Origin of the sequence: Mucilaginibacter sp. R-33 (assembly GCF_049949235.1) — a bacterium.
In the GTDB taxonomy this organism is placed as follows: Bacteria; Bacteroidota; Bacteroidia; order Sphingobacteriales; family Sphingobacteriaceae; genus Mucilaginibacter.
The window spans coordinates 2,328,091-2,339,542 of the sequence record NZ_CP188089.1; the positions used below are offsets into that span (position 1 = coordinate 2,328,091).

Annotated in this window: 5 protein-coding genes; 3 read left to right on the top strand and 2 right to left on the bottom strand. The window is 43.6% G+C overall.

All coding sequences use genetic code 11. The features are described 5' to 3' along the window. The first annotated feature begins 119 nt into the window (after window positions 1-119). From topA to ACP26M_RS09950, 3 genes are all read left to right on the top strand, one after another. Entirely contained in the window at window positions 120-2,510 is a 2,391-nt protein-coding gene (gene topA / locus ACP26M_RS09940; RefSeq protein WP_426588422.1) for a type I DNA topoisomerase, read from the top strand. Window positions 2,511-2,604: 94 nt separating this feature from the next. Then, window positions 2,605-3,009 (top strand): hypothetical protein, encoded by a 405-nt coding sequence (locus tag ACP26M_RS09945; RefSeq protein WP_090525388.1) that lies wholly within the window; start codon window positions 2,605-2,607, stop codon window positions 3,007-3,009. 65 nt (window positions 3,010-3,074) lie between these two features. Continuing rightward, window positions 3,075-8,684: an alpha-2-macroglobulin family protein gene (locus tag ACP26M_RS09950; protein WP_426588424.1), complete on the top strand. Its 5,610-nt coding sequence runs from the start codon at window positions 3,075-3,077 to the stop codon at window positions 8,682-8,684. A 120-nt stretch (window positions 8,685-8,804) separates the two neighbouring features. On the opposite strand, the gene ACP26M_RS09955 is transcribed toward ACP26M_RS09950, so the two are convergent. Together ACP26M_RS09955 and ACP26M_RS09960 are read right to left on the bottom strand one after the other, a co-directional pair. Continuing rightward, window positions 8,805-10,574 carry a glycoside hydrolase family 9 protein gene (locus tag ACP26M_RS09955; protein WP_426588426.1) on the bottom strand — a complete coding sequence of 590 codons (1,770 nt, stop codon included), beginning with the start codon at window positions 10,572-10,574 and terminating at the stop codon, window positions 8,805-8,807. A gap of 250 nt (window positions 10,575-10,824) precedes the next feature. Beyond that, window positions 10,825-11,415, bottom strand: coding sequence for a porin family protein (locus ACP26M_RS09960; protein WP_426588428.1), 591 nt, complete (start codon window positions 11,413-11,415; stop codon window positions 10,825-10,827). Window positions 11,416-11,452: the final 37 nt, after the last annotated feature.

Below are 11,452 nucleotides of genomic sequence, written 5' to 3' on the forward strand. Positions count from 1 at the left end.
TTTTATAAAAATCCGGTATCAACATTACAACTTTTAACAGTATAACGAAACACCAATTCAAAAACTAATTGGTGTTTCGCTTACTTTATGTTTTATTTGCAAAAACTAAAACTGATTAAATGGCCAAAAACTTACTGATAGTTGAATCACCTGCAAAAGCTAAGACCATTGAGGGTTACCTTGGAAAGGACTTTACTGTAAAGTCCAGCTATGGGCATATCCGTGATCTTGTTAAGTCGGAAGATGCAATTGATATAGCTAATAACTTTAAACAAAAATACGAGGTACCTGCAGATAAAAAGCAGGTAGTTAGCGAATTAAAGAAGTTAGCAAAAGAAGCGGAAATGGTTTGGCTGGCATCGGACGAGGACCGCGAGGGTGAGGCCATTTCGTGGCATTTGTTTGAAACATTGGATCTGAAAGATACACATACCAAACGTATCGTTTTTCATGAGATCACCAAACCGGCCATTTTAAAAGCGATAGATACACCGCGAAAAATTGACTATAACCTTGTTAACGCTCAGCAGGCACGCCGCGTTTTGGACAGGCTGGTAGGTTTTGAGCTCTCTCCAGTTTTGTGGAAAAAGGTAAAACCGTCGCTTTCGGCCGGACGCGTACAATCAGTTGCAGTAAGGCTTATTGTTGACCGTGAACGCGAGATCAACAAATTCAAATCGGAAGCAGCATTTAAAATAGTGGCCGTATTTGGCAAAGGCCGAGAAGCTTTTAAAGCCGAACTGCCCGAGCGTTTTGCACAACAGGAAGATGCCGAGAAGTTTTTACAGGATTGTATCGCGGCCGATTTCGATGTAAAATCGTTAGATACCCGACCAACTAAACGTTCGCCTGCCGCGCCGTTCACTACCTCAACCCTGCAGCAGGAAGCAAGCCGTAAACTGGGCTATTCTGTAGCACGTACCATGCAGGTTGCACAAAGGTTATATGAATCGGGGTACATCACTTATATGCGTACCGATTCGGTAAATCTTTCTGAACTGGCCTTAAATTCGGCTGCAAGTGAGATCGTATCCGCCTATGGCGAAAAATACCATCAGCAAAGAAGATATAAAACTAAAAACGCCAGTGCACAGGAAGCTCACGAAGCGATAAGGCCAACATATTTCAACAATCATTCTATCGACGGCGAATCGGCAGAAAAGCGCTTATATGAGCTCATCTGGAAACGGGCTATCGCTTCGCAAATGAGCGAAGCCCAGTTTGAGAAAACTACCGCAAAAATCAGTATCTCAACCCGTAGCGAAGATCTGGTAGCTAACGGTGAAGTAATGAAGTTTGACGGCTTCCTGAAAGTTTACCTTGAATCCAAAGATGATGAGGACGAAGCACAACAGGAAGGCGAAAACGCTATACTGCCGCCTTTGGCCAAAGGTCAGCGTTTAACTTTGCAGGAAATGTCGGCAACAGAACGTTTTTCACGCCCTGCCGCCCGTTACACCGAGGCAAGCCTGGTAAAAAAACTGGAGGAACTTGGCATCGGCCGCCCGTCAACCTATGCCCCTACTATTTCAACCATTCAAAACCGCGGTTATGTGGTAAAAGAAGATCGTGATGGTAAGCAACGTAATTTCAGGGTATTAACGCTAAAAACAGGTAGCATAATCAAAGAAGAGAAAACGGAAAATACCGGTGCCGAACGTGGCAAACTATTCCCTACTGATATCGGCGCTGTTGTAAATGATTTCCTGGTACAATATTTCAAAGATATTGTTGACTTTAACTTTACAGCCAGCGTTGAAAAGCAATTTGACGAAATAGCGCAGGGTATGAAAGAGTGGACTGCAATGCTCCATGATTTTTATAACCCATTCCACAAGGAAGTTGAAAACACTATTGAAAAAGCTGATAAAGCAACCGGCGAACGTGAATTAGGTATTCATCCCGAAAGCGGAAAGAAAGTTTCTGTGAGAATAGGTCGCTTTGGGCCATTTGTTCAGGTGGGTGAAAGTGCTTCAGAAGAAAACGAAGAAAAACCGCTTTATGCCAGCCTTCGCAGTGGGCAAAGCATCGAAACTATCAGTCTCGAAGAAGCGCTTGAACTGTTTAAGCTTCCAAAAGTTGTGGGCGAATATGAAGGCAAGGTGATAAAGGTAGCTATTGGCCGTTTCGGGCCTTATATCAGCCACAACAGTGCGTTTGTGTCGTTACCTAAAGAAATCGACCCGCATGATGTTACTGAAGAACAAGCTATTGAACTCATTAACCTAAAGCGCAAAAAAGATGCTGAAAAGCTGATCAAATCTTTTGATGAAGATCCGGACGTAAAAGTGTTAAATGGCCGCTGGGGACCTTATATTGAATTTGGGAAGCTGAACGTTAAGATCCCTAAAGATAAAGATCCTTTAACCCTCACCTACGAAGAATGCAAGGCCCTTGCCGATGCAACACCAAAAGATGCTAAGAAAGGGCGCTTTGGTAAAGCAGCGGCAGCCAAGCCCGCTGCAACTAAAGCACCGGCAAAGAAAAAGGCGGCGCCAAAGAAGAAATAGTGAATGGTTGATCAGGTTGATTTGATGAGTAGTTTAGCATGTACGTGTAAAACTATTCATCAAATCACCCCAATCAACTTAATCAACCCAAAGAATGAAGAAAGACCTGCCCGAAAATAATGTAAAAGATATTGCCATTGCGGTGGCATTGGAGAGCGAGAGTGTTGAAAGTAAGGTTTGGTACGTATATCTCATCAACCTTAAAAATGAGCCTATTGAAAACGTGCTTATTACCTCAAAAGGTTATGGTGAAAAGGACGGTGAACAGGTAAAAACATCAACCCTGAGGCACATGATCCCTGTTGTTGATAGCAAAGCATATAAGCTTATCGAACCTATTGACGAACAAACTTTCGGCCTTAATAATGAATATTGGCTAAGCTATTACATCGGCAAAGACATTTTCGATAAAAAGTTTATATTCCTTCCTGAAAGTATTGTGGAGATGAATTTTATCAAGATCCCGGTTTTAAATAAGCCTGGAGTTATGATAAAATAATTTTCGCTTTAAATTATTTATTGTCATAAATTTCATAATTTACCTGATAATAAATAAACCTATTCATGGAAAACGGATACAATCAATTCCGCAAACGCCGAACCTTAATCACTGTTGTCACTACCATTGCTCTTGCATTACTCATCATATACCTGGTAGCTCATGGCCATAAAAAAACAATAGTTGATCCTGCTTTCAGCAAGTATATCGAGTCGTATACAACTGGTGTTATTTCCAAACAAAGTCCCATCCGTATCAGGCTGGCAAGCGATGTTCAGTTAACACATCAACAAAATGAGGAAATAACCGATGACCTTTTCAACTTTTCCCCATCTATAAAAGGAAAAGCCATCTGGACAGATGCCCGAACCATCGAATTCAGACCTGATGAAAAACTTGATCCGGATAAAAACTATACTGCCGATTTTAAATTGAGCAAACTCATTGAAGTGCCCGGCCATTTTGAGCACTTTAAATTTAGCTTCCAGGTTATTCAGCCCGATTTTACCGTGTCATTTATCGGTATGCAAACCGCCAGTAGTACCTCAAATACCGAAATGAAACTTACCGGCGATATCCAAACTGCCGACGCCGAAGATCCCTCTGCTGTTGATAAACTCATAGTACCCAATTATGATTCGCCGGTTAAAATAAACTGGGAACATGATGCTGCCCATAAAAACCACCATTTTACCATAACAGGTTTAACGCGTACAGCAGGCAAAGCCAGCCCGCTTGTTATTAATTTGGATGGCAGCAGTATTGGCGTTGATAAAAAAGGAAGCCAAAATTTCGAAGTGCCCGCAATTGGCGACTTTAAAGTGCTGAACATTCGTGCTGTTCAAGACAACGATCAATATGTTGAAGTACAGTTTTCAGACAACATTTTGGTTGGACAAGAACTTAACGGGCTTATAACTATTAATAACATATCTGACCCGGCTTATAGTATCGACGGCAGTCTTGTAAAAGTTTATGCTCCCGACCGCTTGCAGGGAGACTACACCGTGTCCGTGAATGAAGGCATTAAAAACACACTTTTAAAAAGGATCACCAAAGGCTACACTGCTAATCTATTTTTTGAAAACAGATTGCCTGCCGTTACTATCCCCGGTAAGGGTGTGATCCTCCCCGATTCGGGCCGGATCATGATGCCTTTTGAAGCGATTAACCTGAATGCAGTAGATGTTACCATTATCAAAATCTACGAAAACAATGTACCACAATACTTTCAAAGTAATGGTTTTGATGGCAATGCAGAATTAAGACAGGTTGGTAAACCAATAGTTCAGAAAACGATCCGTTTAGATACCGACAAAGGGCTTAACCTGCACAAGAAGAACCGCTTCATGCTCGATCTTGACCAGATGATCCGTACTGAACCGGGGGCTATTTATCGTGTGGTTATTGGCTTCAGGCGCTCATATTCACTATTCAATTGTAAGGTCAATAGCGGCAAGGTTCAAAAAGATAATGATGGTGATGATGAAGATGGTGGCTACTACGGTGGTGAATACGGCGACAATACATCGAAAGTAAATGACGAGGACGACGACTTTTGGAAACGCTATGACAATTACTATCCGGAAGGCTATAACTGGCAGGAACGTAACGACGCGTGTACAGATTCGTACTATAGCAAACAGCGTTGGGCTACGCGCAATATCATTGCATCAAACATCGGGCTTATCGCCAAACGGGGCAACGATAATAGTATGCTGGTAGCTGTTACCGATATCCTGAGTGCTGAGCCGATGAACAATGTAGATCTTGAACTGCTCGACTATCAGAAACAGGTGATCTACAAAAACACAACCGGTAGCGATGGTTTGGTTAAGTTCGATCTGAAAAGGAAACCATACCTTTTAGTAGCCAAAAAAGGTGTGCAGCGCGGTTATCTAAAATTGGACGATGGCAGCTCTTTACCCCTGTCGAGATTTAACGTTGGCGGAGAGGAAATACAAAACGGCTTAAAAGGGTTTATTTATGGCGAACGCGGCGTCTGGCGCCCGGGGGATTCTATTTATACCTCCTTTATCCTCGAAGATAAACTAAAAGCCCTCCCGGCTGACCACCCGGTTGAGTTTGAGCTATATGACCCAAGTGATAAGCTATACAGGCGTATTGCCAAAACCAAAAGTTTAGATGGGTTTTACAGTTTCCATACCGCAACCGAAACCTCGTCCCCTACTGGTAACTGGACAGCTAAGGTTAAAGTAGGCGGTGCCACGTTTGAGAAAAAAATAAAAGTTGAAACTATAATGCCCAACAGGCTCAAGCTTAGCCTGTCGTTCGGCGGGGCATCTGAATTAACCAAAGGCAATAATGCCAATGGCAAACTAAACGCCCAATGGCTGTTTGGTGGTGCGGCGCAAAACCTAAAAGCCAAAGTTGACGCTTATTTATCGGCGCAAAACACCAGCTTCAAAAAATATAAAGATTATGTTTTTGATGATCCTACACTGGCCTTCAATACCCAGGTGCAAACCGTTTTTGATGGCAAACTGAGCGAAACAGGCACAGCCGACGTTGATGCTAACGTTAATGTAGAAAAACAAGCCCCAGGGCAGCTTCGAGCAAACTTCCTGGTTAAGGTATTTGAACCGGGCGGCAACTTCAGCATAAACCAGGTTAGCCTGCCGTACAACGTTTATCCCGGCTACGTGGGTATTAAAACGCCGGAAGGCAGCGACCTGTCGGGTATGTTGGTTACTGATAAAGACCATTTAATTGACATAGCCGATGTGGACGTAAATGGAAACGCCCTGCCGGGCAGCCGTGATGTGCAGGTTGAACTGTATAAAGTGCAATGGCGTTGGTGGTGGGATCAAACCGGCAACGAAATGAGCAACTTTACCCAGGATAAGTATAATAAACTCATCAAAACTGAAACCGTAAGGCTTACCGGTGGCGCAGGGAAATGGAAGCTGCATATCAACAAAGCCGACTGGGGCCGCTACCTCATTAAAGTTAAAGACGAACAAACAGGCCATTCAACAGGTAAGATCATTTATGTGGATTGGCCAAACTGGTCGGAACGGTTACAATCCACCAATCCTACCGAGGCAGCGATGTTATCTTTCACTTCAGATAAACCTGCATATAAAGTTGGCGATGAGGCAACTTTGACTATTCCAACAGGAGAAGCTGGTCGAGCACTGATTAGTTTTGAAAACGGCAGCAAGGTTTTAAAAACAACCTGGATAGATACGAAAAAGGGACAAACCCGATATACATTTACTGTTGATGGAACAATGGCACCGAACGTTTTTATTAACGTTACCCTGCTTCAAAAACATTCGCAAACGGTTAATGACCTTCCTATCCGCATGTATGGCGCCATTCCGCTGCAGGTTGAAAATCCAGAAACGGTCCTGAAACCGATCATCAGCATGCCTGATAAGATCAGGCCGGAAACACAATCGGCCATTACTGTATCAGAGGCATCGGGCAAGGAAATGACCTACACCATCGCTATTGTTGATGAAGGCTTGTTAGATATTACCAACTATAAACTGCCCGATCCGCATGATACCTTTTATGCCCACGAAGCATTAGGCGTAAAAACCTGGGACCTGTTCGACTATGTGATAGGCGCGTTTGGCGGAGGGCTGGAGCGAATTTTAAGCATCGGTGGTGACGGAAACCTCGGCAACAACAAAAACGTATCTGTAAACCGCTTTAAACCCGTTGTGAAATTTCTTGGACCTTTCCACCTCGATGCTGGCGAAAAGCAAACACAGCGCTTTATACTGCCGCAATACGTTGGTTCTGTTAAGGCTATGATAATAGCAGGTCACAATGGCGCGTATGGCATTGCCGAAAAAGCCGTAGCCGTGAAAAAGCCTTTGATGATCCTGGCTACCCTACCGCGCGTACTTGGCCCTTCCGAAAGCATTCAACTGCCGGTTACTGTATTTGCAATGGAAAATAATATTAAATCCGTTAACCTGCAGGTGCAAAGTAATGCCTTCAGTAATTTGAATGGTAATAATCAGAAGACCCTCACTTTTGACAAGCCGGGCGACCAAATGGTAACTTTTGATTTAAATGTTAAAGATTTTGTTGGCGTAGGTAAAGTAAAAATAATTGCCAAAAGCGGTTCAGAAACAGCAGCCTATGATATTGAACTTAATGTACGCAACCCTAATCCGCCGGTTACCCGAATTATTCAGAAAGAACTTGCGCCGGGCGAAGTATGGAATACCGACTATCAGCCGGTTGGCATCAACGGCACTAATAAAGCCACGCTCGAAGTAGCTTACATCCCGCCGTTGAACCTTTCAAAACGATTGGATTATTTGATTGAATACCCACACGGCTGTGTTGAGCAAAATACGTCTTCGGCATTCCCGCAGTTATACCTGAACCAATTGCTTGATCTTTCGCCAAAACAAAGGGCGGAAACCGACCGAAATATCAAAGCCACCATTAACAGGCTTAACGGTTTCCAGGTACAGGGCGGCGGCTTAAGCTACTGGCCTTATGGCGGCGAAGCTGATGAATGGGGAACAAACTACGCCGGGCATTTTATGTTAGCTGCACAGGCAAAAGGCTTTAGTATGCCAATAGGCTTTATCGACCGCTGGAAAAAATACCAGAAAGAAAAAGCACTTAGCTGGGCACCACGCAAGCAGCCATACTATTACGAAGATGACCTTACCCAGGCCTATCGTTTATACTTGCTGGCACTGGCACGCTCGCCTGAAATGGGTGCGATGAACCGCCTGCGTGAATTTGCGTTATTGAGCGACGCCGCTGCATGGCGCCTTGCTGCCGCTTATAAGCTTGCCGGGCAACCCGAAGTTGGCCTGCGGATGATAGCTAAATTATCAACCACCGTTAAGCCATATAACAGCCTTTACGGCACCTATGGGTCAGATTTGAGGGATGAGGCTATGATACTGGAAACCCTTACACTACTCGATCAAAAACAAAAAGCCGCTGGATTGGTGCACACTGTTGCCGCCCGCTTATCGCAGGACGATTGGTACAGCACCCAAACTACAGCATACTCGCTGATAGCATTGGCACAATTCTATGGTCAAAACAAACCTGCCGGTAAACTTGAATTTAACTATACAGCAGGCAGTGCCAACGCCAACATCAGCACGAGCTCGTATTTATGGCAGGGTGCACTGACAAGCAACGGCGGTAAAGTTTACTTAAAGAATAACAGCAACAATAAACTGTACATTAGGCTGATACAAAAAGGCCAGCCATCATCAGGACAGGATACCAAATCAATTATCAATCCGGATGTATTGCAAATGCGCGTTGGCTATTTCTCACTTAAAGGCAAGCCAATAGATCCATCCTCGTTAAAACAAGGAACTGATTTTGTGGCGCAGGTAAATATCAAAAATCCGGGTAAACGCGGCAGGTACGATAATCTCGCCCTCACCCAAATCTTCCCTTCGGGTTGGGAAATCTTAAACACGCGCCTTCTCGGTGATGAAGCATTCAAATCATCCACCCCTGATTACCGCGACATCCGTGATGACAGGGTGAATACTTATTTCAGTTTATATGAAGGACAGGAATCAACCTATTATGTAATGCTTAATGCAGCATACACCGGTAAATATTATCTACCGGCTGTTTACTGCGAGGCGATGTATAATAACCAGATCAGCAGCTTATTGAAAGGACAATGGGTTGAGGTGGTGAAGTAACGATAAATTCAAACTTATGAAGTTTTAGAGACCTCGTAAGTTCTTAAAAAACAAAAAGCGCTTCCATTTAATTCTGGAAGCGCTTTCTTTTTACAGATATGGGCTAATGTTTCATTATCTCTAAGGTTGGCTTGCTAACTTTTGTTGCAAAGCCTCTAACGCATTAGCCAGATAAGCCAGCGGCGCATTCCAGTTTATGGCTATTTCATTGGCGGCGTAAGCTTGCTCCTCATCAATATAAGCCTCATCGGGCACTTTTGACGGCACTTTGACACCATCCTGCATACCAGGATTGGGGCCGCCAACAAGCAGGCCTGGTATTGGGTCAACTATACCGTCAGTTGCAGAAGGCCTGTGGTGGGGATGCATTGGCGTTTTAGTACCATACCCTGTTACAAAGGAATAACCCGTGCCGTTACGTCCAAGCAGGTAGTCAAGATTTGCTAAAGCATAATCCAGGTATTTTTTATCGCCCGATAACTTGTAAGCCTGGATAAGCAGAAATCCCTCGTTTGCGGCCTCGGATGTGCTGCCCCAGCCAAAATGCCTGGCTGATTTAGTCATCACGGTTTGATAAGCGTTTGAGTCAACCCCATTTATCATATCATCGGCAGTGTTGATAAGCCGCTTCCTGATTTCCGGTAACGCGGGCACGGTTTTCCCTGTTATATCATTTTTGATCAGCGTATAATACCCCAACAGCCTAACCTGCGACCATGTAGGTACCGGCATCCGGCCATCAGGCAAAAGATTAATATTTTTAAGATAGTCAACCTCACCGGTGCTGACTGCCAGCTCAGATGCCGCCCAGATAAATTCATCGGTAAAGTTATTATCGTCATAACCGCCTGTTGTGATCTTCGGTTCAAACTTTTTGTTCATCTCATCCTGCCGGTAGGCCACCATCGGATTTTTACCAGCCCAACTCCAGGCTTTTTGAGCAGCATTGATACATGAATCGGCTAAACCCGGTAGCTCGTTAGGATACTGTTTAAAAACGCGGGAAGCTTGCGCCATAACAGCGGCAAAATCAAGCGTGGCCGCAGTACCTTTTTGTACCACATAACGTGGCGATGTGTCTTTATCGGGCATTTCAAACTTATCAAAAGCAGCATTGGTAAGCTTATGGTATACGCCGCCATCGGCGGGATCCTGCATGGTCAGCATCCAACGCAGGTTCCAAAGCACCTCATCCAAAACATCCGGAATTTTGTTGCTGCTTTCGGGGATATTAAGCTTAACTGTTTTCATGTAAGCGGGAAAATCCTCATATAAAGAAAGCAACGTACTTGTTGTAATGCCACTGTTCACAATATACTTGTTATAATCGCCGGCATCATACCAACCGCGCGGTGATGAGATTATTGAGCCAGCCTTCCGCCCTTCACTTTTGGCAGATGGATGGATCTGTACAACCGTATCAGGATGACCTTCGGCCCGGTGCCATTTGCCGGCATACTTTTCGGGTAACGGTGTGCCCGAGCGCATAAAATAATAGGCTTTGATAGCAGCGGCTGCCACAGCTTTATGAACCAGAGCTTTAACCTCAAAGGGATAAGAATAACCTGCAGATGGGACATAAAGTACATACCTGCCGGGCTTGCCGAACGTAGTAAAGTCGGCCAATTGAACAATATGACCGGCAAAGTTTGGTTTAAGTGATGGTTTAAGTTTACCGGTAAATACTGTTTGCTTTTGAATGGTTTGGATAAAAAAGTCGCCCCCTTTGTCACTTAAAACAATGGCCTTTTTAATGGCACCGGGGTAAAAGCCAATTTGAGTGAGGCGGATCGGCCTCGAAGTTGTATCGGTTTGAGCAGAAGCATTGTTTCCTATCAGCGATAGCGCAAACAAAAATTTGTAAAATGAGATTGAAAGGTATTTTTTCATCTGCCCTGAATTTTAGGAAACGTCCGAAACCCGCGTTTAAACAGATAACTGACGCATAAATGGCAGATAAATATAGGTGTACATTGTACAATAAGTATAATACTATTCTATCAAATAAAAGCTAAAATATAATACTATATATACAATCGATTGCGTAACTAAACAATAAGAAAGTTTACACTCCGATCTAACGCAAAAAAGACCCGCCGTTACCGGAGGGTCTTTCAGTATTTCTTGAGGGACTGGGAAATTATAACGAGAACAATTTATAAGCAACAGCAAGGCTAAACAAGCTAACACGTGTGTGTGAATTATCGTTGCCATAAGCTATTTTATTTAAACCACCTTCGTAACGAAGATCGATAGACAGGCTACTGATATCAACACCTGCGCCTACCTGTATTGCGTAGTTCGCGTCTTTATACCTTAAAGCTGTTGCATCATTAAATGCGTCCCTATCTCTTCCGGTTGTAAATGAAAGCACCGGCCCACCATAAAACCTTCCACCTAAACCTAAGGCACCAACTTTAGCACCTACAAGTAATGGAACATCAAAACTTTTAAAGCTTTGTTTATTTGAAATACCTCCATTATTTACAGTTACGCTTTTATTAGTATAATAAAGTTCGGGTTGAAAAATTAGGCCCAGGCCACCTATTCGTGCCCATGCACCAGCCTGGTAACCTGCTTTATTATCGTTGTTAAAAACGCCGTTTGAGGGAAACGTTGAATAGTTTAAACCGCCTTTAAGGCCGAAAGAAAAGCTCGGGATTACCTGGGCTTTTGAAACGCCAACTGACAGTAAAAAAATAGATAAGGAAAGTAAAATTGCTTTTTTCATTTTTTTAGGTGTTTGAATGATGTATTAAGTCTTGGCA